The 25,948-nt window shown below is 65.7% G+C and carries 25 protein-coding genes; 12 read left to right on the top strand and 13 right to left on the bottom strand.

All coding sequences use genetic code 11. The annotated features are described in order from the left end of the window. Positions 1-167 precede the first annotated feature (167 nt). Positions 168-656 carry a sigma-70 family RNA polymerase sigma factor gene (locus QX126_RS17335; RefSeq protein ID WP_315740891.1) on the top strand — a complete coding sequence of 163 codons (489 nt, stop codon included), beginning with the start codon at positions 168-170 and terminating at the stop codon, positions 654-656. A gap of 91 nt (positions 657-747) precedes the next feature. After that, on the top strand, positions 748-1,521 hold the full coding sequence (locus QX126_RS17330; protein WP_315782507.1) for an anti-sigma factor: 774 nt from the start codon (positions 748-750) through the stop codon (positions 1,519-1,521). 369 nt (positions 1,522-1,890) lie between these two features. On the opposite strand, the gene QX126_RS17325 is transcribed toward QX126_RS17330, so the two are convergent. After that, positions 1,891-2,850 carry a DnaJ C-terminal domain-containing protein gene (locus QX126_RS17325; protein ID WP_315782506.1) on the bottom strand — a complete coding sequence of 320 codons (960 nt, stop codon included), beginning with the start codon at positions 2,848-2,850 and terminating at the stop codon, positions 1,891-1,893. A 112-nt stretch (positions 2,851-2,962) separates the two neighbouring features. Beyond that, on the bottom strand, positions 2,963-3,367 hold the full coding sequence (locus QX126_RS17320) for an RT0821/Lpp0805 family surface protein (protein ID WP_315740894.1): 405 nt from the start codon (positions 3,365-3,367) through the stop codon (positions 2,963-2,965). A gap of 125 nt (positions 3,368-3,492) precedes the next feature. On the opposite strand from QX126_RS17320, the gene pdxH reads away from it, so the two are divergent. Together pdxH and QX126_RS17310 are read left to right on the top strand one after the other, a co-directional pair. After that, a complete protein-coding gene (pdxH, locus tag QX126_RS17315; RefSeq protein ID WP_315740895.1) occupies positions 3,493-4,143 on the top strand; it encodes a pyridoxamine 5'-phosphate oxidase in 651 nt (216 codons plus the stop codon). 137 nt (positions 4,144-4,280) lie between these two features. Beyond that, the gene (locus QX126_RS17310) at positions 4,281-5,033 is read left to right on the top strand and encodes an SDR family oxidoreductase (protein WP_315758045.1); all 753 of its coding nucleotides are present in this window, start codon (positions 4,281-4,283) and stop codon (positions 5,031-5,033) included. 275 nt (positions 5,034-5,308) lie between these two features. On the opposite strand, the gene QX126_RS17305 is transcribed toward QX126_RS17310, so the two are convergent. Together QX126_RS17305 and QX126_RS17300 are read right to left on the bottom strand one after the other, a co-directional pair. Beyond that, positions 5,309-5,521, bottom strand: coding sequence for a hypothetical protein (locus QX126_RS17305; RefSeq protein ID WP_409998085.1), 213 nt, complete (start codon positions 5,519-5,521; stop codon positions 5,309-5,311). Positions 5,522-5,944: 423 nt separating this feature from the next. Further along, on the bottom strand, positions 5,945-6,922 hold the full coding sequence (locus tag QX126_RS17300; protein WP_315782504.1) for a magnesium transporter CorA family protein: 978 nt from the start codon (positions 6,920-6,922) through the stop codon (positions 5,945-5,947). A 343-nt stretch (positions 6,923-7,265) separates the two neighbouring features. Between QX126_RS17300 and QX126_RS17295 the strand changes: the two genes are divergently transcribed. Further along, on the top strand, positions 7,266-7,946 hold the full coding sequence (locus QX126_RS17295; RefSeq protein ID WP_315740898.1) for a L,D-transpeptidase: 681 nt from the start codon (positions 7,266-7,268) through the stop codon (positions 7,944-7,946). Positions 7,947-8,251: 305 nt separating this feature from the next. Here QX126_RS17295 and QX126_RS17290 read toward each other — a convergent pair whose 3' ends face one another. After that, complete coding sequence (locus QX126_RS17290) at positions 8,252-9,541, bottom strand: extensin family protein (RefSeq protein WP_409999106.1); 1,290 nt, start codon at positions 9,539-9,541, stop codon at positions 8,252-8,254. Positions 9,542-9,703: 162 nt separating this feature from the next. Between QX126_RS17290 and QX126_RS17285 the strand changes: the two genes are divergently transcribed. The 3 genes from QX126_RS17285 to QX126_RS17275 all read left to right on the top strand — a co-directional run bounded on the left by QX126_RS17285 (position 9,704) and on the right by QX126_RS17275 (position 13,675). Further along, positions 9,704-11,332, top strand: coding sequence for a fatty-acid--CoA ligase (locus QX126_RS17285; protein ID WP_315776224.1), 1,629 nt, complete (start codon positions 9,704-9,706; stop codon positions 11,330-11,332). A gap of 131 nt (positions 11,333-11,463) precedes the next feature. Beyond that, entirely contained in the window at positions 11,464-12,681 is a 1,218-nt protein-coding gene (locus QX126_RS17280) for an MFS transporter (protein WP_315782501.1), read from the top strand. Between the two features lie 133 nt (positions 12,682-12,814). Then, positions 12,815-13,675: a DUF1499 domain-containing protein gene (locus QX126_RS17275; RefSeq protein WP_315758050.1), complete on the top strand. Its 861-nt coding sequence runs from the start codon at positions 12,815-12,817 to the stop codon at positions 13,673-13,675. Positions 13,676-13,755: 80 nt separating this feature from the next. On the opposite strand, the gene QX126_RS17270 is transcribed toward QX126_RS17275, so the two are convergent. The 3 genes from QX126_RS17270 to ribB all read right to left on the bottom strand — a co-directional run bounded on the left by QX126_RS17270 (position 13,756) and on the right by ribB (position 17,241). Continuing rightward, positions 13,756-14,670 (bottom strand): MBL fold metallo-hydrolase, encoded by a 915-nt coding sequence (locus QX126_RS17270; RefSeq protein WP_315782500.1) that lies wholly within the window; start codon positions 14,668-14,670, stop codon positions 13,756-13,758. 215 nt (positions 14,671-14,885) lie between these two features. After that, positions 14,886-16,100, bottom strand: a complete 1,215-nt coding sequence (locus tag QX126_RS17265; protein ID WP_315715517.1) for an acyl-CoA dehydrogenase — start codon at positions 16,098-16,100, stop codon at positions 14,886-14,888. A 64-nt stretch (positions 16,101-16,164) separates the two neighbouring features. Next, the gene (ribB, locus tag QX126_RS17260) at positions 16,165-17,241 is read right to left on the bottom strand and encodes a 3,4-dihydroxy-2-butanone-4-phosphate synthase (protein ID WP_315740903.1); all 1,077 of its coding nucleotides are present in this window, start codon (positions 17,239-17,241) and stop codon (positions 16,165-16,167) included. 176 nt (positions 17,242-17,417) lie between these two features. Here ribB and QX126_RS17255 point away from each other — a divergent pair, with 176 nt between their 5' ends. Then, positions 17,418-18,656, top strand: a complete 1,239-nt coding sequence (locus QX126_RS17255; RefSeq protein ID WP_315774181.1) for a PLP-dependent aminotransferase family protein — start codon at positions 17,418-17,420, stop codon at positions 18,654-18,656. Positions 18,657-18,667: 11 nt separating this feature from the next. On the opposite strand, the gene QX126_RS17250 is transcribed toward QX126_RS17255, so the two are convergent. Continuing rightward, positions 18,668-19,948, bottom strand: coding sequence for an amidohydrolase/deacetylase family metallohydrolase (locus QX126_RS17250; protein ID WP_315740905.1), 1,281 nt, complete (start codon positions 19,946-19,948; stop codon positions 18,668-18,670). Positions 19,949-20,118: 170 nt separating this feature from the next. Between QX126_RS17250 and QX126_RS17245 the strand changes: the two genes are divergently transcribed. Together QX126_RS17245 and QX126_RS17240 are read left to right on the top strand one after the other, a co-directional pair. Further along, positions 20,119-20,568 (top strand): hypothetical protein, encoded by a 450-nt coding sequence (locus tag QX126_RS17245; protein ID WP_315740906.1) that lies wholly within the window; start codon positions 20,119-20,121, stop codon positions 20,566-20,568. 138 nt (positions 20,569-20,706) lie between these two features. Further along, positions 20,707-20,934 carry a hypothetical protein gene (locus QX126_RS17240; RefSeq protein WP_315758055.1) on the top strand — a complete coding sequence of 76 codons (228 nt, stop codon included), beginning with the start codon at positions 20,707-20,709 and terminating at the stop codon, positions 20,932-20,934. 80 nt (positions 20,935-21,014) lie between these two features. Here QX126_RS17240 and QX126_RS17235 read toward each other — a convergent pair whose 3' ends face one another. The 3 genes from QX126_RS17235 to QX126_RS17225 form a co-directional block, all read right to left on the bottom strand. Continuing rightward, positions 21,015-21,836 (bottom strand): aldo/keto reductase, encoded by an 822-nt coding sequence (locus QX126_RS17235; RefSeq protein WP_315782498.1) that lies wholly within the window; start codon positions 21,834-21,836, stop codon positions 21,015-21,017. A gap of 189 nt (positions 21,837-22,025) precedes the next feature. Next, positions 22,026-22,445 (bottom strand): hypothetical protein, encoded by a 420-nt coding sequence (locus tag QX126_RS17230; RefSeq protein WP_315782496.1) that lies wholly within the window; start codon positions 22,443-22,445, stop codon positions 22,026-22,028. A gap of 316 nt (positions 22,446-22,761) precedes the next feature. Next, positions 22,762-23,643, bottom strand: a complete 882-nt coding sequence (locus QX126_RS17225; RefSeq protein WP_315782593.1) for an aldose 1-epimerase family protein — start codon at positions 23,641-23,643, stop codon at positions 22,762-22,764. 318 nt (positions 23,644-23,961) lie between these two features. Between QX126_RS17225 and QX126_RS17220 the strand changes: the two genes are divergently transcribed. After that, positions 23,962-25,158 carry an amidohydrolase family protein gene (locus tag QX126_RS17220; RefSeq protein WP_315782494.1) on the top strand — a complete coding sequence of 399 codons (1,197 nt, stop codon included), beginning with the start codon at positions 23,962-23,964 and terminating at the stop codon, positions 25,156-25,158. A gap of 272 nt (positions 25,159-25,430) precedes the next feature. On the opposite strand, the gene QX126_RS17215 is transcribed toward QX126_RS17220, so the two are convergent. Next, positions 25,431-25,946, bottom strand: a complete 516-nt coding sequence (locus QX126_RS17215) for a MarR family winged helix-turn-helix transcriptional regulator (RefSeq protein WP_315740911.1) — start codon at positions 25,944-25,946, stop codon at positions 25,431-25,433. Positions 25,947-25,948 lie beyond the last annotated feature (2 nt).

Genomic DNA, 25,948 nt, shown 5'->3' with positions numbered 1-25,948 from the left:
ACACCACCGGTCTGGCCCGGTACAGCCCCATTCCGCCCGCTCTGTGGCAAACTCCCCGCAGGGCTTGCGGCCCGGAATAGGCGCGTCATCGCGGTGTTATGATCTTTGCAAGGCACAGGCTGCGGCCTGCGCCCGTGTCATCGCAGCGAACAGCCGCAGGGCATTCCATGAACGCGTTCCGCCAGAGCGTCGAGGCCATGATTCCGGCACTGCGCCGTTATGCCCGGGCGCTGGCGCGCGACATGGACGCGGCCGACGAGCTGGTCCAGGACACGCTGGTGCGGGCGCTGCGCTCGGAACGGCTGTTCCTGGGCGGCGACATCAGGAGCTGGCTGTACACGATCCTGACCAATCTGAACAAGAACCGCCGGCGTTCACTGGCGCGGCGGCCCCACTTCATGCCGCTTCGGGACGACAATCCCGACGCCAGCGGCACCGAGGCCGAGGGCCGGGACATCGAGCGCGCACTGGCGACCCTGGTGGAGGAGCAGCGCGCAGCGCTTCTCCTCGTCGTGCTCGAAGGCATGAGCTACCGCGAGGTCGCCGACATCCAGGGTGTCCCGATCGGCACCGTGATGTCCCGCCTCGCCCGCGCTCGCGCCCATGTCCGTGCCGTGCTCGAGGGCGAGCGGCCGGCGCTGCGGAGGGTGAAATGACCACTGCACAAAAGCCGCCCTGCCATGTTCGCCTGCTCAAGCCTGCAGCGACCGCGCATCGCCGCAGCCGCTCGATTGCCATGAGATCCCGATGATGACCGACCCGACCATTCCCGTCACCGAAGACGAGCTGCACGCCTATGTCGACAGCGAGCTGCCGGCCGAGCGCCGCAGCGACGTCGAGCGCTGGCTGGCCGAGCATCCGGCGGACGCCGAGCGGGTGCAATCCTGGCGCAGCATGGCCGAGGCGCTTCACGCCCGCTACGATTCGATCGTCAACGAGCCGGTGCCGCCGCGGCTCGACCTCGACGGTCTGGACCGCCAGCCGCGGCGCTGGGTCATCGGTGCGATGGCTGCAAGCGTGGCGGCCTTCGCGGTCGGCGGCGCGGTCGGCTGGGTCGCGCGTGGCGCCGCGTCCTCGCCGTCGCCGCTGCAGGCCCTCGCCGGCGAGGCGCTCGATGCGCACCGGCTCTACGTCGTGGAGGTGCGCCATCCGGTCGAGGTCCCCGGCGACGAGAAGGCCCATCTGCAGCAATGGCTGACGCGGCGCTGCGGTCGCACCGTGCAGGCGCCGGAGCTGGAAACCACCGGACTGAAGCTCGTCGGTGGCCGGCTGCTGCCGGGACCGACCGGCCCGGCCTCCTTCCTGATGTATGAGAGCACGTCCGGCGAGCGCTTCACGGTGTATGCGACCAAGGTCGGGATCGAGGCGGCCGAGATGCGCTATACGGCGCAGGGCACCACCGCTGCGCTGTCCTGGGCGGAGCGCGGCGTCAGCTACGTCGTCAGCGGCAGCAGCGACCGGACGCGTCTCACCCAGGTTGCGCGCCTTGTTTATGATCAGTCCGAACGGACGGGCGGCTAGCGGCGAGACGCCGGAGATTGTGGCCCCCACGAGTACCGTCACAATTCCCGATACGATCTGAAGGGCTTGCTCGCAGGCTGCAGGAGATGAGCGAGGGGAAGCGGTGCCTGCGTCCTCCCGCGCAGGGGGACACGCCAAGGTCGGCGCCGCAATTCGGTCACCGGAAATCTGGAATCCGGTCACCGGCACGTCTCAATATAGCGCCAAATGTTCACGAAAAAATGAGGAGTGTTCGATCCGCCGATCGACACGGAAGCGGCCTCGATTGGGGTTTTGTACCGCGCTGGTCCCCCTTTCGAGGCCGCACTTTTTTCTCGGCTTTCCAGCTCGCACTTCAACTTCTAGCCTACACGTCCACAATATGCAACCTCAGGAGAGGTTGCTGCGCGGATTGTAGGGATGGCGATCGCGCCACTTGGTCATCAGCGCCTCGAGCTCGGCGTCGTTGCCGTCGGGCAGCACGATCCGGGTGGTGACGAACAGATCGCCGGCCGAGCCATCGCTCTTGGGCAAGCCCTTGCCCTTGAGCCGGAAGGTCCGGCCGCTGGACGTGTTCTTCGGGATCGACAGCTCGACCGCGCTGCCGAGCGTCGGCGCCCTCACCTTGGCGCCCAGGACCGCCTCGTAAAGCGTGATCGGCAGATCGAGCCTGAGGTCGCTGCCCTCGACCTTGAAGAACGGATGCGGCGCGATCTGGATGGTGATCAGGAGATCACCCGGCCGGTGTCCGGGCGCGCTCTCGCCCTGCCCCTTCAGCCTAATCTGCTGGCCGGCGGTGACGCCGGCGGGGACCTTGACGTTGAGCTCCTTGCCCGACGGCAGCCGCACGCGCTTCTCGCCGCCCTTGACGGACTCCTCGAGCGAGACCGACATCGCAACCTTCAGATCGAGATCGAGGCCGACACCGCCGGCGTCGAACTCGAACGGGCTGCCCCCGCCGCGCGCGCCGCGCTGGGCGCCGCCGAACATGCTGTTCAGAATGTCCTCGAAACCGCCGCCGCCGAAGCCGCCGCCCGGCCCGCCGCCACTGCGGAAGGTATAGTTCTCGAAGCCGCCCCCTGGACCGCCGCGCCCGGCGCCGCCACCAGGAAAGCCCTGGAAGCGCGGCTTGCCGTCAGCATCGATCTCGCCGCGATCGAACTGCTTGCGCTTCTCCTCGTCGCCCAGGATCTCGTTGGCAGAACTGATCTCGGCAAACCTTGCCGATGCCTTCGGATCATCCTTGTTGCTGTCGGGGTGGTGCTTCTTGGCGAGCTTGCGATAGGCGCTCTTGATGGCCGCAGCGCTGGCGCTTCGCGGCACCCCCAAGACCTCATAGGGGTCGCGCATCCGTCACGTCTCCTTACAGAAAGTCAGATACTAACCTATGGGCTCCCCGCCCGCTTTGCATTTCATCTGGGGAGTCCGTTGTATTTTTGCAACGGGTTTCAGACGATCCCAGCTAGCTTTGCTGCCAGGGCTTGAGCGTCTGGATGTCCCATCGCCCCCGCTCGATCCGGCACGCCGAGCCCTGCAGCCAGCGCTCGGTCTTGCCGTTGACGTAGCTCGCCAGGAAATCCCGGCAGGTACGGCCGTTGTCCGCGGTGTAGGACTTGGCGATCGGCGTCACCGAGCCGCGGGCGCCGGTCTGCGGATTCTGCCAGGGCTGGCTGGAATCCTTGGTCCCCTTGGTCAGCACGTCCGACGCAGCGTTGCGGGCAAAAGCGAGATCGGCTTCGGTCGGCTCGCGCTCGGGCGGCGGGCTGATCGCGCCGGTGACCTCTGCATCGTCCATCTTGGCAAAGGCCGTTTCAGGGTGCGACAGGCTGCAGCCGCTGCCGGACAAGCCGATTAGAATGAGTGTCAAAGCGGTGCCGGCATGACCGATCGCGGATAGGCCAAGCCGGACCGATGCCCTATATAGGGCCGGACCAGAATGGACTTGCACGCGCCTGGCCGCGGGTGAACGCAAAACTCGGACTCCCCATACACATGACCGACCCCACGAGCATCAAACACCAGACAACCTTAACATCCGGTACATCGGCCGATTTTACCCAGGCCGGCGAGCCGTTTGCGCTGTTTGCGGCGTGGTTTGCCGAAGCCGGCAAGAGCGAGCCCAACGATCCGAATGCGATGGCGCTGGCAACGGTCGACGACAGTGGGTTGCCTGACGTGCGCATGGTGCTGATGAAGGGCTATGACGCGGACGGCTTCGTCTTCTACAGCCACAAGGCCAGCCAGAAGGGCCGCGAGCTCGCCGCCAATCCGAAGGCCGCGCTGCTGTTTCACTGGAAGTCGCTGCGCCGCCAGGTCCGCATCCGCGGCCTCGTGACGCCGGTGACCGACGAAGAGGCCGACGCCTATTTCGCGACCCGGCCGAAGCAGGCGCAGCTCGGCGCCTGGGCCAGCAAGCAGTCGCAGCCGCTGGAAAGCCGCTTCGCGTTCGAGCAGGCGATCGCCAAGGTCGCCGCGCAATACATCATCGGCGACGTGCCGCGCCCGCCAGGATGGAGCGGCTGGCGCATCACGCCCGTCAGCATGGAGTTCTGGCACGACCGGCCATTCCGCCTGCACGACCGCATCGAATTCCGGCGCGAGGCTTCGGGCCAGCCCTGGACCAAAGTGCGGATGTATCCGTAGGGGATCGCGCGCGCGCTTGCGCCCGGCCTCTAGACGTCCGACGCGCCAACGAATCGCTATCGCGCGCGTGAATCAGGCGCCGATCACACAACCATTGTGGTAAGTTGATCCGTCCGGGATCGTGAAAGACGCAATTCATGCCGACCTCTTCCAACCAGCCACGGCGCACGATGCTGCTGACCGGCGCCAGCCGCGGCATCGGCCATGCCACCGTGATCCGCTTCTCCTCTGCCGGCTGGCGCGTCCTCACCTGCTCACGGCACCCCTTTCCCGAAGAATGCCCGTGGGGCGCCGGCCCCGAGGACCATGTCCAGGTCGACCTGTCCGATCCCGAGGACACCGTGCGCGCGATCGCCGAGATCAAACAGCGGATCGACGGCGGCGAGCTGCACGCGCTGGTCAACAATGCCGCGATCTCGCCGAAGGGCGCCGGCGGCGCCCGGCTCGGCACCGTCGACACCGACCTCGACACCTGGAATCACGTCTTCCGCGTCAACTTCTTTGCGCCGATCATGATGGCGCGCGGCCTGATCAAGGAGCTGAAGGCGGCCAGGGGCTCCGTCGTCAACGTCACCTCGATCGCGGGCTCGCGCGTGCATCCCTTCGCCGGCGCGGCCTACGCGACCTCCAAGGCGGCGCTGGCCGCCCTGACCCGCGAGATGGCGTCGGATTTCGGCCGGGTCGGCGTCCGCGTCAACTCGATCGCCCCCGGCGAGATCGACACCTCGATCCTGTCGCCGGGCACCGAGAAGATCGTCCAGGAGCAGATCCCGATGCAGCGCCTCGGCACCCCCGACGAGGTCGCCAAGATCATCTATGTGCTGTGCTCGGAGACCAGCTCCTACGTGAACGGCGCCGAGATCCACATCAACGGCGGTCAGCACGTCTGAGGCAATCGACGCAGAGACGCTTGCCCGTCTTCGATTTGGTTCATAGCGGCGATTTGGTTCATAGCGGCTTGCCACGTTCGGCAAGTTCTGGATGACCGGGCGAAGGCGTGATTAACGCCATCTCCGAAGATCGCTACGGAACCTACCGACCACCACAAACAAGACAGCGCTCCCGGAGGGAACGCTGTTCATGGGATGGGATCGGCGCACCGAATTTCCGATCATTGGCAGCGCGGGCGGCATTGCCTGAATACCGCCCGGTCGAGAACGGTCGTTCAGCCTTCGCACACCAAACCGCGCAGAATCTGCGCGGCGCGCCAGCGCAGGCGGTCGGACTCGACGTTGAGAGCGCTGGAGCAATCATCATCGCGCTCGTCGTCCTCGAGTTCGGCGCCGCAGTAGCGGCAGGTACGCGGCGACAACGCCACGACAATGTCGGCGCGGCTGCGCTGATAGCTGGCAAGATCGATCACGTTGTTCGATGCCATTATGCGTTTCTCAACCATTGCCGCCGCCTCTTGGATAAGGCGCGATGAACGCGCCCTCGAGCTCTGCCTTGCATGCCACGCGCCGAGGCGCTCGTTGTTTGTCATGCTGGTGCAGATTTATCGCAGAGAAGTTTCGATCAAACGTTCAGCGTTCCCATCAAATTTTACCTGAGGAATTGGGGCGGCTTTGCAGCGGCATTGCAGCCGGCCTAACAAGTATTTCCTATTATGTGTTGCATCTCACCGCTTGTGTCACCTTAAGTGCATAGCGACGGACAGCATGACGATCGATCAATGACATGTCTACGCCGCTGCTAACAACAGGGCGCGAATGAGGCATCGCCTGGAATGACGGCACAATGCCGCAGGCCTCGCGCAGATTCGTCCCTCTCGCGTAGAGCCTGGATTTTCAGGCCAGCGGCACTACAGCCACTTCTTCAATTTGAAGATGTAGTACGGCACGATCGCACAGATCAGCATCAGCACCAGCGCCATCGGATAGCCGTGCACCCATTCGAGCTCCGGCATCATCTTGAAGTTCATGCCGTAGATCGATGCGATCAAGGTCGGCGGCATCAGCACCACCGCCATCACCGAGAACAGCTTGATGATGTTGTTCTGCTCGAGGTTGACGACGCCTAACATCGCATCCAGCACGAAGGTGATCTTGCTCGCGAGGTAGGACGCGTGGTCGGTCAGCGAGGCGACGTCGCGCTGCATGGTCTTGAGCTGCTCGCGCATGTCCTTCGACCACTTCACGCCCTCGACCACCGCAGACAGGAAGGTGACGAGGCGGCCGATCGACACCAGGCTCTCACGTACCTTCGAGGTCAGGTCGCCCTTGCGGCCGATCGCGATCAGGATCTGCGAATATTGCTTGGCATGGCCGTGACGCTCATTGTTAGGCTCGAAGATCTCGTGGCTGACCTGATCGATATCAGCCCCGACCTTCTCGAGAATGTCGGCGCAGCGGTCGATCACGGCATCGAGCAACTCCATCAGCACCATCTCGCCGGTGATCCCGGGCGCACAGTTGCGGGCGAGCTTGGCCTCCACCACGGCGAACGGGCGCGGCTGGTCGTAGCGCACCGTCACGAGACGGTGGCCAGCCAGGATGAAGGTGACGGCCGTGGTCCTGGGCATATCGGAATCCGAGTGACACATCAGCGTGGCCGTCATGTAACGGGCTCCGTTCTCGATGTAGAGACGGCTGGAGATCTCGATCTCCTGCATGTCCTCGCGGGTCGGTACCGCAATCCCGGCCAGCTTTTCGACGGCCCGATCCTCGGCATTGCTCGGGTTGACCAGGTCGACCCACACCGCATTCTCGGGCAGAGCCGCGGGATCGGTGACCGCCATCTTCTTCAGCGCGGCTTCCGACGGGACGAACACCGAGAACATGGACAAACTCCGAATCGCGAAACGTGAATTTCGGGGACTTAGCGGTGGGATGCTGCTGCCTTGTGACGCAGCCTGCGGGCCCGGTCCATGGGCTTTTCTCGCCAATGCCCCGCAGCCGCTCGCGCAACGCCCAGCGGAGCATGACCGTGCCATTCGGAGCACAGCTGTGGATGACTGCCCGCAACTTTGCGGCAAAAAAGCAACAATCGCGGCGCTGCAGCGTGACCTATGCGTGTAGCGGCTGGAATTGAGAACGATTTTGACGATAATGGGACATGTGGAATCGCGCTGCAGTGGCGCGGCCGTGTCATTGCAACGTCAGCTGTCGATTGGAATTGGTGACATGTCGCTGAAGGTGAAACTCGGACTCCTGGCCGCCGGCCTGATGCTGTCGGGCTGCATGCAGGCCACGACGTACGAGGCGACCAACACCCAGGCCTTCAAGCCGAAGGACAAGGAGCTTCTCGCGAAGATCCGCTACACCAACACGCCGGTGGCCGAGCCCTATCGGCGCGCAATCGTCGACTATCACCGCAAGGAAGCCCCGGGCTCCATCGTGGTCGATTCCGACAGCCACTACCTCTATTACGTGCTCGATGGCGGCAAGGCGATTCGCTACGGCATCACCGTCGGCGAAGAGGCCATGGCGTGGTCGGGCATCGCCAAGGTCGGGGCCATGACCGAATGGCCGGCCTGGCATCCGACCAAGAGCGAGATCGAGCGCCTGGGCGTCCCGACCTTCGTGGCGGCCGGTCCGGACAATCCGATGGGCTCGCGCGCGATGTACCTCTATGCCAACGGCAAGGACACGCTGTTCCGCATCCACGGCACCAACCAGCCGGAATATATCGGCGCCTCGATCTCCTCGGGCTGCATCCGCCTGACCAACGAGGATGCGATCGATCTCTATAACCGGGTGAAGGTCGGCACCATCGTCGTGGTGCTGGATCCGAAGAAGGGTGATTCGCCCTACAAGCCGCAGATGGCACTGCAGGGCGGCGGCACCTACGCTGCGATGCAGTGAGCCTCGGCTGCGGCGGACGAAATTCAAAAGCCGAGAAACGCGTTTAGCATCCTTCTTTGAGAGCGCCGGGCAACCGGCGCTCTTTTGTTTTGGGCGCTAGAGCGCGATGCCTCTTGGTTGAATCGACTTAACCGCAGGCTCGCTTCACCTCTCCCGCTTGCGGGGGAGGTGAAGCGAAGCGCCGGGTGGGGGCTCTCTCCGCTCGGGCAGCCTCAATCGCGGCACCCCCCCCGCCCTCCCCCGCAAGCGGGAGAGGGAGCGCACCTTCGTTCGCAGCTAGCAACCAGACCTCGTCTCATCACGCGCTAGAACAATCCACGGAACGGATCCCAGCTTCGGCGACTGTGATGGCGCTTCCGCGACGCCGGCTTCGAGGGCAAGGCTCGCTCCCCATTCTGGCTCGTCTGCGCGCGCTGGTCGCGCCCGGCTGCATCGCGGGTTTTGTCCGACGCTGCGGATGGACCGCCTGCCGGCGGCTTGGCGGTCGAGGATCGCGCCTCTGGCGCAGCGGCTTCGACCTTTTGCTGCTCGGGCGCCGGCTTTGACGCCGTGCGCCGATTGCGGGCCGAATCAGCTGGTTTTTGCGCGGGAGAGCGCTCTTCCACGGCGGACCGTTCGGTCCCCTCGTCAGCTGACGGAGCGGTGCCGTCCGCTGCGGTAGACGTTCCGGCCTTCATCTCCGCCGAGACGCCGCGACTGGTGCCGTTGCGCTCGGCCGGGGTGCTCGCGGTCTTCCTGGAGCGTTCAGTGCCGGCCTGTTCGGTCTCGCGCGGCGGCGCATCGTCAGGCCGGGCGGCCGGCATCAAGGGCGCGACCTTCGGCAGCGGGTCGAGCACGTCCCATTGGCAGATCCGGTAATTGTTCCGCCGCTCCATCAGGTCGAGATGGATGTGATCCTCGTGGTACCAGTCGGAGTCGGGGCCGAGCACGGTGGAGAAATGGGTGCACACCGCGTGCAGCACCGCCTCGCGCAAATCGCGCGGCTGGGTGCGGTCGGTGAGATCGATCATGCGGCCGTCGGCCAGCCTGAAGCCGTGGACGTCCAGCGCATTGGCACGGCCGTGCTCCGATAGCTGCGCGCCGCTGACATTGTTGCGGCCGCGGCACTGATATGAATCGAAATTGTCGAGCGCGGTGACCGCGCTGCCGAGCCGTTCGGCCAGCGGCGCCACATCGTCGCGCACCCAATTGACGACCGCAGTCGCCATCGGACAACGCATGGTCGCCGCGGGCGTCAGCGCCACCCTGCGCTTGTCAGGCAGCACCACCGCCTCCAGCCGCACCAGATCCTCGCCGCCGCAGCCGCCAGGACCCTTGATCGGCGGAATCGACGGCGCGATCGCGACCTCTTCGGTCAGGGCCAGCCTGCAAGCCGAAGGCGGCGGCGGGGCTTTGGCATCCGCCTTCGGACCGGTGCTGGCCTCGTCGCGCGGAGCGGCATCCTCGCCCTTGGCCGCCTCCCGCGCCGGCGCGTCGGCCGGCCGCGGCTGCGGAAGCGGCACTTTGGCAACGCCATCGGCCAGCTTCGCAGCGGGCTCAGAGGCCGCGGGCGGGCTGCGGTGCGCTGATTTCGCGGCCGCCGCCGGCGCCGCCATGAGCCAGCTCAATGCGATCGCCACGACCACAGCGCTAACCATCACGCCCGGCGCGACGTCGTGGCCATCACAAGTCCATTTGCGTCGGATGCGGCACGCGCTAAAATTGACCAAAGAGACCAAAAGACCCTCGCTGCAAGCGAATACCGGAGGAACGACCTGATGCTTGGTTTGATGCAAGACTGGCCCCTGCTTTGTCACCGGATCATCGAGCATGCGGCGACAATCCACGGCTCCCAGGAGGTCGTGACCCGCTCGGTCGAAGGCCCCATCGTTCGCACCACCTATCGGCAGATCCACGACCGCGCTCTCAAGGTCTCGCAGAAGCTGACGCGCGACGGCATCAAGCTGGGCGACCGCGTCGCCACCATCGCCTGGAATACCGGCCGCCATCTCGAGGTCTGGTACGGCATCATGGGAATCGGCGCGATCTGCCACACGGTCAATCCACGCCTGTTTCCCGAGCAGATTGGCTGGATCATCAACCATGCCCAGGACCGCATCGTCATCACCGATCTGACGTTCGTGCCGATCCTCGAGAAGCTCGCCGACAAGCTGCCGAGCGTCGAGCGCTACATCGTGCTGACCGACGCCGCACACATGCCGCAGACGACGCTCAAGAACGCCGTCGCCTACGAATCGTGGATCGGCGAGGCCGACGGCGATTTCGCCTGGGGGACCTTCGACGAGAACACCGCAGCCGCGATGTGCTACACGTCCGGCACCACGGGCGATCCGAAAGGTGTGCTGTATTCGCATCGGTCCAACGTGCTGCATGCGTTGATGGCCAATAGCCGGGATTCACTCGGTACGTCCGCAGCAGACACAATGCTTCCGGTGGTTCCGCTGTTCCATGCCAACAGCTGGGGCATTGCCTTCTCCGCTCCCTCGATGGGCACCAAGCTGGTGATGCCCGGCCCCAAGCTCGACGGCGCGTCCGTCTACGAGCTGCTCGACACCGAGAAGGTGACCTACACCGCCGGCGTGCCGACGGTGTGGCTGATGCTGCTGCAGCACATGCAGGCGCATAACCTCAAACTGCCGCATCTGAAGATGGTGGTGTGCGGCGGCTCGGCGATGCCGCGCTCGATGATCCAGGCCTTCCTCGACATGGGCATCGGCGTGCGTCACGCCTGGGGCATGACCGAGATGAGCCCGATCGGCACGCTCGCCACCCTGAAGCCGCCGTTCCTCGGCGCCGACGGCGACGCCAAGCTCGATGTGCTGCAGACGCAGGGCTTCCCCCCGTTCGGGGTCGAGATGAAGATCACCGACGATGCCGGCACCGAGCTGCCGTGGGACGGCAAGACCTTCGGCCGGCTCAAGGTGTCCGGACCCGCGGTGTCGAAGGCCTACTACAAGGTCGACAGCAACATCCTCGACGATGAAGGCTTCTTCGACACCGGCGACGTCGCCACCGTCGATGAACATGGCTATATGCGCATCACCGACCGCTCCAAGGACGTCATCAAGTCCGGCGGCGAATGGATCTCCTCGATCGACCTGGAGAATCTCGCGGTCGGCCATCCCGCCGTCGCCGAGGCTGCCGTCATCGGCGTCTATCATCCGAAATGGGATGAGCGCCCGCTGCTGATCGTGCAGTTGAAGCCCGGCCAGACGACGACGCGCGAGGACATCCTGAAATACATGGAAGGCAAGATCGCCAAATGGTGGATGCCCGATGACGTCGCCTTCGTCGACGGCATTCCGCACACGGCAACCGGCAAGATCCTGAAGACCGCGCTGCGCGACCAGTTCAAGAGCTATCGCTTCCCCAACGCCGCGGCCTGAGCAGGCCACCTCCAACGGCGCATCACTACGAGCGGCCTCTCCATCACCGGGGAGGCCGTTCTGCATTGCAGCCGGCATACAGCGTTGACGTGGCGCAAGGCTCGACGAGATCCAATCGCTACAATGCCGTGATGAACACGACAGGACCACGGACCGCGCGCACGACATGGCGCGACGTGCCGTCGACGGTGCTGACGCTCGGGCTGGTGTCGCTCCTGATGGACATCTCCTCGGAGCTGATCCACGCGCTGCTGCCGATCTTCCTCGCGACCGTGGTCGGCGCTTCTACGGTGACCATCGGCCTGATCGAAGGCGTGGCCGAGGCCACCGCGGCGGTGACGAAGGTGTTCTCCGGCGCTCTGTCGGACCGGATCGGCAAGCGCAAGCTTCTGGTCGGGATCGGCTATGGGCTGGCGGCACTGACCAAGCCGGTGTTTCCGCTCGCCAGCACGTCGTGGCAGATCCTCGCCGCACGCTTCGTCGACCGCATCGGCAAGGGCATCCGCGAGGCGCCGCGCGACGCGCTGATCGCCGACGTGACGCCGGAAGGCATCCGCGGCGCGAGCTACGGCCTGCGCCAGGCGCTCGACACGGTCGGCGCCTTTGCCGGTCCCCTCCTCGCCGTGGCACTGATGGCGCTCTACGCCAACGACTTCCGCGCGGTGTTCTGGTGGTCGGCACTGCCGGCCGCGCTCGCCGTGCTGCTGATCCTGTTCGGCGTGCGCGAGCCGGTGGAGATAGCGCCTGCACCGCGCCGCGGCTGGCCGATCCATCCACGTGAGCTGCGCCGGCTGCCACGCGCCTATTGGATCGTGGTCGCCATCGGCGCGGTATTCGCGCTGGCCCGCTTCAGCGAGGCGTTCCTGGTGCTCAAGGCGCAGGCCGACGGCCTTCCCCTATTCCTGATCCCGCTGGTCTACGTGCTGATGAACCTGGTCTATGCCGGCGTGGCCATGCCGGCCGGAATCCTTTCCGACCATATCGGCCGCAGCAACGTGCTGACCTGTGGCCTCGTCGTGCTGACAGCCGCCGACCTGACGCTGGCATTCCTGCCTGGCCTGATCGGCACCGCGATCGGCGTCGCGCTTTGGGGCCTCTATCTTGGACTGTCGCAGGGGCTGCTCTCGGCGATGGTCGCCGATACCGCCCCACCGGACTTGCGCGGCACCGCCTTCGGCCTTTTCAACCTCGTCACCGGCGGTGCGCTGCTCGTCGCAAGCCTGCTGGCGGGCTGGCTGTGGCACGCCTATGGGCCGCGGGCGACGTTCACGACCGGCGCAGCATTCTCCATCACGACCGTCCTGTTGATGCTGACGGCCTTGCGTATCCGCCCCAGCGAAAGCACCTGAGACGGTGTCCGGATCATCCGCCCTCTCCGGACCAGACGCCTCTTGAATTTACCCCATCCGCGTGGTCTCACACGGATGACCCGGCCGCCCGGCGCAATGCAGGCAGCGGCCCAACCCGGCAGTTCCTGACACGATGGCACGCAGGTTTCACGCCCCCTATCTGTCGGAGCCGATCTCCAGCCTCGCGACCTGGACCCGCAATCTGGCGGTGTTCTCGGTCGTCGCCGTGCTGGTCTCGATCCTGATCCTGCGCTTCGATTTTCTGGAGATGAAGCCGGCGCTGGCGACGTTCTTCGGCGCGCTGGGGCTTGCCGCGCTGTCGATCCTGCTCGGACTTGCCGCCTTCGTCGCGATCTGGCGCAACGGCAGCCGCGGCATGAGCCGGATTCTGCTCGCCTTCATGATCGACGCTGTGGTGCTGGCCTATCCGGCCTACCTCGCGCTCCAGTACCGCAAGCTGCCGAAGATCTACGACATCACCACCGACCCGATCGATCCGCCGCGCTTCGAGGCTTTGGCGCCGCTCCGCAACGGCGACGGCACCAACACGGCCGTCTATGCCGGGCTGTATTCAGCCGAGCAGCAGCAGAAATTCTATCCGGACATCGAGCCGGTGCAGATCGAGCTGCCGCCCGATCGCGCCTACGCGATCGCCCTGAAGCTGGTCAACCGGCGCAAATGGTTCGTGGTCGACGAGCGCGCGCCGCAGCCGCCGCGCCGCGTCGGCCGCATCGAGGCGGTCGCACGCACGCCGATCATGGGCTTCCGCGAGGACATCTCGATCCGCATCCAGCCCGACGGCGAGGATTCCCGCGTCGACGTCCGCTCCGCCTCGCGCTATTTCGAGTCCGATATCGGCAGCAACGCCGCGCGCGTGACCAAGCTGATCGAGGACCTGTCCAACGCCGGCGAGGCCGAGGCGCAGAAGCCGGTGAAGAAGGTCACGCCGCCGCCGGTGGCGGCGAAGGGGAATGCGAAGACGGTGAAGAAGTGAGCGGGGCGAATGGCGAATAGGGAGTAGCGAATAGGGAATGAAGTCTTCCCGGCTCGCACTCTTCCCCTACTCGCTATCCGCTACACCAGCCGATACGTCCCGCCGATCACCGGATCGCCCTCCGTTGCGACGATGCCGCGGGCGACGAGATCTTCCAGATGGGCGAGAACGGAGTAGCCCGCCGCCGTGGTGAGCCGCGGGTCGATGCCGATGTAGATCGCGCGCACCATCGTCGGGATGTCAGCCTCGCCCTTGGCGAGACGATGCAGGATCGAGGCTTCGCGCGCCTGGCGATGGCGCATCAGGAAGCGCGTGTAGCGTGGTCCCTCCGGAATTTCCGGGCCGTGGCCTGAGAAATACAGCTCCTCAGGTCGCGCGGCGAGCCGCTCCAGCGAGGCCATGTAGTCGACCATCGCGCCGTCGGGCGGCGCCACGATCGATGTCGCCCAACCCATCACGTGATCGCCGACGAAAGTGGTGCTGCGCTCGCCCCAGGCGAAGGCGAGATGGTTGGCGGTATGGCCGGGCGTCGCCACCGCTTCGAGCTGCCAGCCCTGCCCTTCGATCACGTCGCCGTCAGCAACGGTGACATCCGGCGCAAAGTCGCGGTCGACGCCGGATTCCGGATTGTGCTTCTCGCTCTCGTAGCGCGGCCGCGAGGCGCGATGCGGGCCCTCCGCATAGACGGTGGCGCCGGTCGCGGCCTTCAGCCGGCCGGTGTTCGGCGAGTGATCGCGATGGGTGTGCGTCACCAGAATGTGCGTTACCGTCTCGCCTCTGATGGCATCGAGCAGCGCCTGCGCATGGGCCTCGTTGTCCGGGCCGGGATCGATGATCGCGACGTTGCCGGTGCCCACGATGTAGCTGACCGTGCCGGTGAAGGTGAACGGACTCGGATTGTTGCAGAGGACGCGGCGAATGCCGGGGCGCACCTCTTCGACGACGCCCGCGGGAAGCGGGAAATGACGGTTGAACGGGACGTCTTCCTCGGCCATCGCTTGCCTCATCTTTCGACGGGCACTTGATGACCCGTTTCTCGGACGTCATGCCCCGCGCAGGCGGGGCATTCGGTACGCCGCACCATCTCGACTGATCCTGTTGTTTCCGAGCCGGATCGTCCGCTGGAGCCTGTCCTCAAGCTCGCCAAAGGCGAGACCCGGGGCGGACGATGACGTTGGGGACTCCTGCAGAGCCCCCGCAACGACGAAGACTAGAAGAACGCCTGGATGCCGGTGATGGCGCGGCCGAGGATCAGCGCATGGACGTCGTGCGTGCCCTCGTAGGTATTGACCGTCTCGAGGTTGGCGGCATGGCGCATCACCTGATACTCGATCGAGATGCCGTTGCCGCCGTGCATGTCGCGCGCGACGCGGGCGATGTCGAGCGCCTTGCCGCAATTGTTGCGCTTGACGATCGAGATCATCTCCGGGGCCATCTTGCCCTCGTCCATCAGGCGGCCGACGCGAAGCGAGGCCTGCAGGCCGAGCGCGATCTCGGTCTCCATGTCGGCAAGCTTCTTCTGGACCAGCTGCGTGGCAGCCAGCGGCTTGCCGAACTGCTTGCGGTCGAGCGTGTACTGGCGAGCGCGATGCATGCAATCCTCGGCGGCGCCGAGCACGCCCCAGGAGATGCCGTAGCGGGCGCGGTTGAGACAGCCGAACGGCCCCTTCAGACCGGACACGTTGGGCAGCAGCGCGCTCTCCGGCACCACCACGCCGTCCATCACCACCTCGCCGGTGATCGAGGCGCGCAAGGAGAGCTTGCCGCCGATCTTCGGCGCCGACAGGCCCTTCATGCCCTTCTCGAGGATGAAGCCACGGATCTGGTTGTCATGCGCGGCCGACTTGGCCCACACCACGAACACGTCGGCGATCGGCGCGTTCGAGATCCACATCTTGCTGCCGGTCAGGCGGTAGCCGTCGGCGACCTTCTCGGCGCGCGTCTTCATGCCGGCCGGATCGGAGCCGGCATCCGGCTCGGTGAGGCCGAAGCAGCCGACCCATTCGCCGCTGGCGAGCTTCGGCAGATACTTCTTGCGCTGGCTCTCGTCGCCATAGGCGTAGATCGGATACATCACCAGGGAGGACTGCACCGAATTCATCGAGCGATAGCCGGAATCGACCCGCTCGATCTCGCGCGCCACCAGGCCATAGGCGACGTAGCTCGCATTGGCGCAGCCATATTCCTCCGGCAAGGTGATGCCGATCAGGCCGAGCTCGCCCATCTCGTTGAAGATCTCGCGGTCGGTCTTCTCTTCGAGATAGGCCTTGGTCACGCGCGGCAGCAGCTTGTCCTGGGCGTAGGCGCGCGCGGTGTCACGCACCATGCGCTCGTCCTCGGTCAGCTGATCGTCCAGCAGGAAGGGATCGTCCCACTGGAAGCTCGACTGGGCCGGCTTGTCCTTTGCCTGAGGGCGCGCGCTCATGAATGGTCCTTTCGCGTCTCGCTGCGCACGGGTCGCAGCAGTCTAGAGGTTAAATCCTGGAGGTTCAGCCTTCAAGCCGCTCGTTGGCGACGATCTCGATGCCGAAACCCGACAGGCCCTTGTAGTCATGCGCCGACGACGTCAGGTTCCGGATCGAGGTCACGCCGAGATCACGCAGGATCTGCGCACCGACGCCGACCTCGCGCCACTGACGATGGCGATCGGCCTCCGCGGTGTGCGGCTCTTCGACCGGCTCGACGGGAACGCCGGCCGCCCCGTCGCGCAGATAGATCAGCACGCCGCGACCGGCCTGCTTGAAGTGCTGCAGCACCGCCTGGATACGCTGCGGACCTGCGATCAGATCCTTCACGATGTTGGGCTTGTGCAGCCGCGTCAGCACGTTCTTGCCGTCGCCGATGCCGTTATAGACGAACGCGGCGTGGGTGATCGGATCGAACGGCGAGCGGTAGGCGAAGCCCTGCAGCGGCCCGATCGGGCTGTCGGTCGTGAAGGTCGACACCCGTTCGATCAGCTTCTCGCGCGCCTGCCGGTACGAGATCAGATCGGCGATGGTGACATGCTTGAGATTGTGGGCCGCGGCGAAACGAACGACCTGCTCGCCTTTCATCACCGTGCCGTCGTCGTTCATCAACTCGGAGATGACGCCGACCGGCGGGAGCCCCGCGAGCTTGCAGAGATCGACCGCCGCCTCGGTGTGGCCGGAGCGCAGCAGCACGCCGCCGTCACGCGCGATCAATGGGAAGATGTGGCCGGGGCGCGCGAAATCAGCGGCGCCGGCATTCGGGTTGGCGAGCGCACGACAGCAGGAAGCGCGCTCTTCGGCCGAGATGCCGGTGCCACCGTCCGGCTTGTAGTCGATCGAGACGGTGAAGGCCGTGGTGTGGTTGGAATCATTGTGCGCGACCATCGGGTCGAGCCGCAGCCGCCGCGCGTCGTCGGCCGTGATCGGCGCGCAGACGATGCCCGAGGTATGGCGAATGATGAACGCCATCTTGTCGGGCGTGCAGAGCGAGGCGGCGACGATGAGATCGCCCTCGCCCTCGCGGTCGTCGTCATCGGTCACGACGACCATCTCACCCTTGGCGAAGGCGTACAGAACTTCCTGGATCGAGTCGGCCATTGCAAGTCTCGCTGCTTTTCCGGGCTGCTTTAGCCGGGATCGCAGGCGCGCGCCAGAGCGGTGGAACCGCCGTTCGAAGGTCGCCTTCCCCCGGGAAAAGGACCTACCCTGCGAGGACAAGCGCCCCGGTATCTGTTTAAAGTCGCCTCAAATCGAGAACAAGGGAGCCGCGCCTCATGGCCGCATTCGATTTTGCACCCCTCCTCAGCCCCGGCCTGCCCGCACCGGCCGCGCGCTGGACGGGACTCGCAAAATACAGCTTCGTCGGTGGCAACAACGACGCCGATGCCGTGCCCGTGGAGGGCTTGCGCGCGGCCGCCGACGCCGTGCTCGCCCGCGAGGGACGCGCGCTGGCTACCTACGGCCTCGCGCATGGGCCTCAAGGTTACCGGCCGCTACGGGACTTCCTTGCCGCCAAGCTGACGCGGGACGCCGGCATGTCGGCGCGCGCCGACGACATCATGATCCTCTCGGGCTCGCTGCAGGGCCTAGACCTCGTCAACCAGGCGCTGCTCACGCGCGGCGACACCGTGCTGGTCGAGCAGGACAATTACCAGGGCACGCTGACGCGGCTGGCGCGACTGGGCGTCAAGGTCATCGGCATCCCGCTCGACCGCGACGGCATGCGAACGGATGCGCTGGCGACGGTGCTGGCCGATCTAAGGGATCGCGGCATTCGGCCGAAATACATCTATACCATTCCGACGGTACAGAACCCGACCGGCACCATCATGCCGGAAAGCCGCCGGGCCGAGCTGCTATGGCTGTCGCGCGCCTATGGCGTACCGGTGTTCGAGGACGACTGCTACGCCGACCTGATCTGGGATGGCAAACGGCCCCGCGCGATCCACGGCATGTCCGACCATGGCGGGGTGATCCATCTCGGGTCGTTCTCGAAGTCGGTCGCGCCCGCGTTGCGGGTCGGCTTCCTGGTCGCCCCCTGGGAGATCATGTCGGTGCTGCTGTCCCTCAAGACCGATGCCGGCTCGGGCGCGCTGGAACAGATGGTGCTTGCGGAATATTGCAGGCCGCATTTCGCGACCCACGTGCCGCAGCTGGTGCGGGGCCTGCGCGCCAAGCTGGACACCCTGATCGAGGCGCTCAACGCCGAGTTCGGCACCGCCGCCGAGTTCGAGGCGCCGAAGGGCGGAATCTTCCTCTGGCTCAAGCTGCCGGACCAGGTTGACGCGATGAAGCTGTCACAGGCCGCGCTCAAGCGCGGCGTGTCGATCAATCCGGGACCGGAATGGTCCACCGACGCCGCGCATGCGCGGAGCCGCCTGCGGCTGTGCTTCGCCAGCCCCTCGCATCAGGACATCCGCGAGGGCATCGCGGTGCTCGCCGACGTCTGCCGGGAGGAGTTCGGCGTGCCACTGCGCTCGTCCAATGTGGAGCGGACGCGCGCGATCGAGTGATCGCGCGCTGCTCATCGCACCGAAAATGGCGACTGGTAGGGCCGTCCGAACGGCACGCCATTGATCACCGTCTGCACCGGCTTGAGCTGCAGCTTGCCCTCGCGCTTGTTGCCGCGGGTATCGACGAAGCTGACGGGACCCTCGACCAGGTCCATGATTGCGACGTCGGCCGGCGCGCCGACCTGCAAGCTGCCGATCTTCGGCGCACGGTTGATGATCTTGGCCGGCGCCGAGGTCGCCATGCTCACCACCTGCTCCAGCGAGAGTCCCATCGCCATGAATTTCGCCATCACGTTGGGCAGGAACGGCATGCCCGGGCTGTTGCCGGAGAACACGTGGATGTCGGAGGAGATGGTGTCCGGGCCGCAGCCGCCGGGGATCGCGACCTCGGCCACGGTGAAATCGAAGCTGCCGCCGCCATGGCCGACATCGAACAGCACGCCGCGCTGCTTGGCGGCGAGCGCCGCGGGCAGCAGCTTGCCGTCCTGGACGATGTTGGTGAAGGCGCCGCCCATGTTCGGCGCGCCGGAATAGGCATGGGTCAGGATGTCGCCGGGGCGCAGCAGGTCCAGGATCTGCGACATCAACTCACCGGTCTCGACGCCACCGATATGCACCATCATCCGCGCCGGCCAGCCGCACAACTCGCAGGCCTTGATGCCGCGCTTCAGCGGCTCGAGCCCATGCTTGAAGATCACGTTCTCCGACATCCGCACCTTGACGCCGAGCAGAAAGTCCGGGTTCTCGGCCAGCGCCATGGCGCAGGCATCCACCTGGGCGTTGTCGATGTTATAGAGCTCCGCGACCGGAAATGCCGACAGACCATTGTTGGCGATATGCACGAAGGCGTAGATGCGGGCGCGCGACTGGGCGGCGATGAAGCGGCGCAGCGCCGCCAGATTGTTCACCCCGGCATCGCCGGCCGAGACGACCGTCGTGGTGCCCTGGAATTGCACGAGCTCGTCCGGCGGAATCCCGATCGCCGAGCCATAGGGATAGACGTGGCTGTGGAGGTCGATGAGGCCCGGCATCACCAGCCGGCCGGCAGCGTCGATCGACCGCAGCGCACGCTCGACCGGAATGTCCGGTTCGAGGGCCTCGACCACGCCCCAGCGGATCCCGATGTCGCGCCGGCCGCGCAGGGCCTGGCTGGGATCGATGACGTCGCCGCCCTTGATGAGAAGGTCGAACTTGTCGGCCGGCCCCATCGCCGCGTGAGCCGGGCCCGACACCGCAGCCATGGCGGCCGCTCCGGAAGACAACAGGAAATGACGGCGCGACAGCGCGGACATGCTCGGCCTCCCCCACATCTTATTTGTAGTTGCCGATAGCATGCGCCTTGTCGGCGGCTCCGGCAAGACCCGCACCGGAAGATCGACGCTTCGGGCCTATCTCGCAGGTCCGACATTGCGCCGTTGACGCGGTGCATTAAGATGGACGGACGACATTCCTGCGAGACCCCATGACCTCGATCTCCCAACGCCTGCTCGCAATCCTCCTGCTCGCATCATCCTTTGCGCCGGCCGCCTCGGCGGACGATACGGCCGAGGTGGCACGTGCGTGGGGCCTGATCGGAACCTGGGCTGCTGATTGCAGTGCGCCTCCGGTCAGAGGCCGCGGCGCCATCATCTCCTACGAGATCTCGCCGGACGGCAGCCTGGTCTATCGCCGCGACCATGATCCCTCCGACGTCAATGAGGTCGCCACCGCGCGGATCGAACCCGACCAGACTCTAGTCCTCTCGATCGTCCTGTCGAGGGCGCGCCAGACGCGCGAGAATGGGATCATCAAGACGACGGACGGCGGCATCCGCTCGGTGTTCAATCGTGGCGAGGACGGCAGCTATACCATTCGCGAGGCGCGCTTCGTCGCCAACGGCAAGCCGACGCCAGCGCTCAGGAAGTGCGACTGACGCGGCAGGCTCGAGACGCAGCTCGCCCGCAAGCGTGAAGACCAAATCTGAACGTGTATTCAGCAACTTCGTGGAAGGTCCTGCGGAACGTTCTTTCACACTTCAAGTTGATCCCGCACTTTCATTCTGGAGGACAACATGAAGAAAATCGCTCTCGCGCTCGCTTCCCTTGCGGTCGTCGCGCTCGCGGCACCGTCGATCGCCAACGCCGAGACGGTGGTCATCAAGCGTGGCGGCCATCACTACCACCACGGCTGGGATCGCTCCCACGCCGAATACCGCATGCATCGTGAGTACCGGCCTCACCGCTATGTCCGGCCGCTCCACCGCCATCATGACCGCACCGTGATCATCAAGCGCGACTGATCCGCGGACTTCGCCGCAGCAATGGCCCCGCAAGGGGCCATTTTCTGTGGTCCATTCACCCCGGGCCGATGGCACGGTCGTCAGCGATCCCAGTCCGGCGCAAAGGCCGGATTGACGAAGCGCTTGTCCTTCGGGAGGGACGCGATGGTGGCACGATCCTCATCATCGAGTTGAAGCTTCATCGCATCCCAGTTCGCCCGCTGACTTTCCGGGCGCGCTGCCTTGGGGATCGCCGCCACCCCATCCTGGTCCAACAGCCATTTCAGCGCGACCTGGGCGGCGCTGGCGCCATGCTTCCTGCCGATGGCCCCCAACGTCTCGTCGGCGGCGGCGCGTCCCTGCGCCAGCGGGCAATAAGCCACCAGGGGAATTGACCGGCTCGCCATGTAAGCCATCAGCTTCGACTGATCGAGCATCACGTGATACTCGACCTGATTGCACGCCACTGGCGCCCGAATCTCCTCGACCGCCTGCTTCAGCAGCGCGACGGTGAAATTGGCGACGCCGACCGCGCGCGTGCGCCCCTCCTCCTTCAGCTTCAACAGTGTCTCCAGCGCGGCCGGCAGGTCCATTCCCTTGGCCGGCCAGTGGATGAGATAGAGGTCGACGAACTCCAGCCTGAGCTTTTTCAAGCTCGTGTCGAACGCGCGGCGGATCGCATCCGGCGCAAGGTTCTCCGGCCAGACCTTGGTGGTGACATGCAATTCAGCCCGCGGTACAGACGCGGCCGCAAGCGCGGCGCCGATCGCATCCTCATTGGCGTACATCTCGGCAGTATCGATGTGGCGGTACCCGAGCGCGAGCGCGCTCTCGACGGCCTCGCGGCAGACGGTGCCCTGCATGCGAAAGGTGCCGAGCCCGAGCTTGGGCAGACGAATACCCTGGGTGTCGATGGCGTTCATGAATTCTCCTGGAATCGCGCGAACCACTCGCCAGCGAACGCCGGCGGCAGCCTCGAAACATCAAGACCTTGGCGGGAAGTGCTCAGCTTGCCGTCGCTCCGCTTGCGAGTTCAAGCGAGCCGGCATCCACCTCAATCAAGATGTCGGGAGGTCGGTTCCGGCGTGCAGGCGCACGCCGAGCCTGTCTGCTCAGCGCCAGTTGCAGATGCCGCCGCTGCCGGGCCGGCACGGCCAGGTCTGGATGCGCGTATCCATCGCCTGCGCGTCCAGCGGATTGCCGCGCCGATGGACGAGCTTGGTGCGAGCGGCGCCGCGGGGCCGCTCGGCCGTCCTGGTGCCATGAGCGCGCCGGGTGGCGACGGCGCGCGGGATGCCGGAGCGCTCGTCCGGGTCGATCGCGGAACGGACGGCGACCGCAGGTCGATCTGATTTGGCTTCGATAGGCACAGGTTCGAAATGCGCCTCGGGGCCGAGCGGCTCCGGCGACAACACGGCCTTCGACAGATCAAGCTTGAGGAAGTCACCCGGCCGATAGGCCCCCGCCACAGCATCGCTCGCCGTGAGCAACACGGCGCATGTAATCGTGCCGATAACAGCTCTCAACACCATCCCATCCTCCCGTTCCCCGGGTAACGCCACTTACGCGCCCCGCCGCGAGATCTCTGCACGCCGGCTGATGGCGAACTCGCAGCGCTGCCCGGCTGCAAGAGCCAGCTAAGAGCGCCTGACATCACGCCGCACATCATGTTCGATGATCGACCGTTATCAGTTCGGAGAAAGCGCCCACCAACCGCCGGTCGTTCGACGCATCATAGCCAAAGTTCCGCGCTCGTCTCTGATGTAGGTCACGGCGCCGTCATTTCCAGGCCCAAAACTGCGAGTCACAGTTACCGCTGTGCACGCAAATGGGCGCTGCGAGCATCAGTCATACCAATCCGTCGACCCGGATGCGGCATCGCAGCGTCTCTGCAGAGTCCGGGGCGATGTGCATGACGCCGGGCTTGGCCGCGAACTCGCCGTCGAAATCGAGCGGACTGGCGAAACCGCGCCACGGCTCGATGCACAGGAAGGGCACGCCGCCGGGCTTCGACCAGATTCCAAGCTGACGAAAATGATCCCAAGTTAGTTCAAGCGCCGGTCCTGTGGTTCCGACGAGGCGAACCGAACGGCTGGCCGGCTGATCGAGGATCACGGCATCGTCGTCGAACAGACGTTCGCTCAACGGGAGAACGCGCCCCTCGATCGGTGAGGGCTCCGGCCGCTCGCGCAGCAAACCGCCAGTCAGACGGCGGATCGGCGCCGGCTCCGGCTCTGCAAAAATCAGCCGATAGCTCTCCTTCGGCTGGCCGGGGAGCAGCGGCCAGTTGAAGGCGGGATGGCCGCCGAACGAGGCGGGCAGAACCTCCGCGCCGGGGTTGGCGATCTCGACCGCCACGTCCAGCGCATCAGCGGTGATCCGGTAGCTCACCGTGAGACGGAAGGCGAACGGATAGCGCGCCCGCGTCGTCTCGTTGTCGGTCAGCTGCAACACGCATGACTCGGCCCCGCGCTCCAGCCAAGTGAATCGGAGGTCGCGGGCGAAGCCGTGCTGCGTCATCGGATAGGTCTGGCCGCGGTGGTGGAGCTGGTCATTCTTGAGTCGGCCGACGATCGGAAACAACCATGGCGCATGGCGCGGCCAGACGGCTCCGGCCTGCCAAAGCAACTCCAGGCCCCCGCCCGTCTTCAACGAGCACAGCTCGGCGCCATCAGCCTTGACCGCGGCAGTGATGCCGCCCGCGCTGATCGTGTGAAGGTCGTCGCTCATTGCCGTCACCGACGTCGCAAAAGAATCGCACGAGGTGATGCCGGATTGCGGCAGCAACGTCGAGGGGTGTGGTTCATCACCAGCGCGTAGACCACCGCCACAAGCACAGGGGACGGGAATGTCGAACACGCGACCGAAGCCGCACTCATAGGGCCCGCGCTGTGTCTGAAGGGTAGGCAACCCGCGCCAAATCTTCGTGCAGGCCGCAGCTTGCCGGCCCTGATCATTCGTGTACGAATGACCGAAACCGGCTTGATGCTGCGCCGCGTGCAGGCGCAGACTGCCGCAAATGCTTTGCCAGGAGAGAAGGATATCCCGATGGCCCATGACGCGCCGCAAGCGACCGGTCCCAGCAAGCTGGTCATCCGCAACATCGGCCTGATGCTGTCCGGCGCGCTGGAACGGCCCATCCTGGATGCCGACACGATCGTCGCCGAGAACGGCAAGATCACGGGAATCGGCCGCTTCAAGGACTTCGACACCGAAGGCGCGACGACCATCGTCGATGCCCATGGCACGACGGTGGCGCCGGGCCTCATCGACAGCCACGTCCATCCCGTCGCCGGCGACTGGACGCCGCGGCAGAACCAGACCAACTGGATCGACTCCTATCTGCATGGCGGCGTCACTACGATGATCTCCGCCGGCGAGGTGCACATGCCCGGCCGTCCGCGCGACGTCGTCGGCCTGAAGGCGATGGCGATCTTCGCGCAGCGCGCGTTCTGGACGCTGCGGCCCGGCGGCGTGAAGGTGCATGCCGGCGCGCCCGTCATCGAATGCGAGATGGTCGAGGACGATTTCAAGGAGCTCGCCGCGGCCGGCGTCAAGCTGCTCGGCGAGGTCGGTCTCGGCGGCGTCAAGGATGGCCCCACCGCACGCAAGATGGTCGGCTGGGCACGCAAATACGGCATCCAGAGCACCATCCACACCGGCGGCCCCTCGATCCCCGGCTCCGGCCTGATCGACAAGGACATCGTGCTGGAGGCCGGCACCGACGTCATCGGACACATCAATGGCGGCCACACCGCCCTGCCCGACGATCAGATCCGCTGCATCTGCGAGGGCTGCAAGGCCGGGCTCGAGCTCGTGCACAACGGCAATGAGCGCTCGGCGCTGTTCACCCTGCGCACCGCGCGCGAGATGAACGAGCTCAACCGCGTCATCCTCGGCACCGACGCGCCGGCCGGCTCCGGCGTGCAGCCGCTCGGCATTCTGCGCATGGTGTCGCTGCTGTCCTCGCTCGGCGACGTGCCGGCCGAGATCGCGTTCTGCTTCGCCACCGGCAACACCGCGCGGATGCGCGAGCTCGACTGCGGCCTGATCGAAATCGGCCGCTCCGCCGATTTCGTCATCATGGACAAGGCGCAGCACTCGCCGGCCAAGACGCTGCTCGACAGCGTCCAGCTCGGCGACCTCCCGGGCATCGGCATGACCATCATCGACGGCATCGTCCGCACCCAGCGCAGCCGGAACACGCCGCCGGCCACGAAGATCCCGGAGATCGTGGCGAAGTAGGATCGACCGGCTTTCTCCGCCGTCATTGCGAGCGCAGCGAAGCAATCCAGGGCCGCATGTGAAGCTCTGGATTGCTTCGGCGCAAGGGCGCCTCGCAATGACGCCGTGAGTTTGATGAAGATTGCGTAGCAAGGTTGGGCAAAGGCGCGCGCGACGCGCCAGCACCGTGTGCGACGCACCCAGCGTCTTCGTCGCAGCATGGATGGTGGGCACGACGTATTCGCTACGCGAATGCGTCTTTGCCCACCCTACACGACCTGCGCTCGTGGCGACTACCGCAGCCTGTTCAACAACCCCAGCAGCGTCTCGCGTTCCTTCGCATCGAGCGGCGCCAGCGTTTCCTTGGAGATCGCCAGCGCGAGCGGTGCGGTCTTCTCCGCGAGCTGCTGGCCGGCGCGGGTCAGGCTGACCAACAGCCTGCGACCATCCTGCGGGTCCGGGCTGGTTTCAGTGAGACCGCGCGCCGTCAGCCGATCGATCACGCCCTTGATGGTCGCGACATCCATCGCCGTGAACCGTCCGAGCTGGTTCTGAGAGCACGGTCCGGTCTCGACCAGCTTCGACAGCGCCGCCCATTGCGTCGGCGTCAGGTTGCTGCCGATGTCGCGCGCGAAGATCATGGTGTGGCGCTGCCACACCTGCCGCAGGATGAAGCCGATCTGGTCGTCCAGCACATAGGCCGTGCGGGCCGGCTTCGGCGCAGCCTTCGCGGCTTGCTTGGCCTGTGGCTTCGGCGTCGTCTTGGTCGCCGCTTTTGTCGACCGCTTCAGCGGGGCGCTCTTGGCCATAT

Source organism: Bradyrhizobium sp. SZCCHNPS1003 (genome assembly GCF_032381555.1).
GTDB lineage: Bacteria > Pseudomonadota > Alphaproteobacteria > Rhizobiales > Xanthobacteraceae > Bradyrhizobium.
This window is presented reverse-complemented; position numbering and strand designations above follow the sequence as displayed.

Coding starts and splice junctions, on each gene's coding strand:
- QX126_RS17290 (WP_409999106.1), bottom strand. CDS start 9,541: ATGGCGGCGCCGGCGGCGGCCGCGAAATCAGCGCACCGCAGCCCGCCC.
- QX126_RS17215 (WP_315740911.1), bottom strand. CDS start 25,946: ATGGCCAAGAGCGCCCCGCTGAAGCGGTCGACAAAAGCGGCGACCAAG.
- ribB (WP_315740903.1), bottom strand. CDS start 17,241: ATGGCCGACTCGATCCAGGAAGTTCTGTACGCCTTCGCCAAGGGTGAG.
- QX126_RS17295 (WP_315740898.1), top strand. CDS start 7,266: ATGTCGCTGAAGGTGAAACTCGGACTCCTGGCCGCCGGCCTGATGCTG.
- QX126_RS17285 (WP_315776224.1), top strand. CDS start 9,704: ATGCTTGGTTTGATGCAAGACTGGCCCCTGCTTTGTCACCGGATCATC.
- QX126_RS17275 (WP_315758050.1), top strand. CDS start 12,815: ATGGCACGCAGGTTTCACGCCCCCTATCTGTCGGAGCCGATCTCCAGC.
- QX126_RS17330 (WP_315782507.1), top strand. CDS start 748: ATGATGACCGACCCGACCATTCCCGTCACCGAAGACGAGCTGCACGCC.
- QX126_RS17255 (WP_315774181.1), top strand. CDS start 17,418: ATGGCCGCATTCGATTTTGCACCCCTCCTCAGCCCCGGCCTGCCCGCA.
- QX126_RS17265 (WP_315715517.1), bottom strand. CDS start 16,100: ATGAGCGCGCGCCCTCAGGCAAAGGACAAGCCGGCCCAGTCGAGCTTC.
- QX126_RS17220 (WP_315782494.1), top strand. CDS start 23,962: ATGGCCCATGACGCGCCGCAAGCGACCGGTCCCAGCAAGCTGGTCATC.
- QX126_RS17240 (WP_315758055.1), top strand. CDS start 20,707: ATGAAGAAAATCGCTCTCGCGCTCGCTTCCCTTGCGGTCGTCGCGCTC.
- QX126_RS17270 (WP_315782500.1), bottom strand. CDS start 14,670: ATGGCCGAGGAAGACGTCCCGTTCAACCGTCATTTCCCGCTTCCCGCG.
- QX126_RS17335 (WP_315740891.1), top strand. CDS start 168: ATGAACGCGTTCCGCCAGAGCGTCGAGGCCATGATTCCGGCACTGCGC.
- QX126_RS17310 (WP_315758045.1), top strand. CDS start 4,281: ATGCCGACCTCTTCCAACCAGCCACGGCGCACGATGCTGCTGACCGGC.
- QX126_RS17225 (WP_315782593.1), bottom strand. CDS start 23,643: ATGAGCGACGACCTTCACACGATCAGCGCGGGCGGCATCACTGCCGCG.
- QX126_RS17245 (WP_315740906.1), top strand. CDS start 20,119: ATGACCTCGATCTCCCAACGCCTGCTCGCAATCCTCCTGCTCGCATCA.
- QX126_RS17325 (WP_315782506.1), bottom strand. CDS start 2,850: ATGCGCGACCCCTATGAGGTCTTGGGGGTGCCGCGAAGCGCCAGCGCT.
- QX126_RS17300 (WP_315782504.1), bottom strand. CDS start 6,922: ATGTTCTCGGTGTTCGTCCCGTCGGAAGCCGCGCTGAAGAAGATGGCG.
- QX126_RS17235 (WP_315782498.1), bottom strand. CDS start 21,836: ATGAACGCCATCGACACCCAGGGTATTCGTCTGCCCAAGCTCGGGCTC.
- QX126_RS17230 (WP_315782496.1), bottom strand. CDS start 22,445: ATGGTGTTGAGAGCTGTTATCGGCACGATTACATGCGCCGTGTTGCTC.
- QX126_RS17250 (WP_315740905.1), bottom strand. CDS start 19,948: ATGTCCGCGCTGTCGCGCCGTCATTTCCTGTTGTCTTCCGGAGCGGCC.
- pdxH (WP_315740895.1), top strand. CDS start 3,493: ATGACCGACCCCACGAGCATCAAACACCAGACAACCTTAACATCCGGT.
- QX126_RS17305 (WP_409998085.1), bottom strand. CDS start 5,521: ATGGCATCGAACAACGTGATCGATCTTGCCAGCTATCAGCGCAGCCGC.
- QX126_RS17280 (WP_315782501.1), top strand. CDS start 11,464: ATGAACACGACAGGACCACGGACCGCGCGCACGACATGGCGCGACGTG.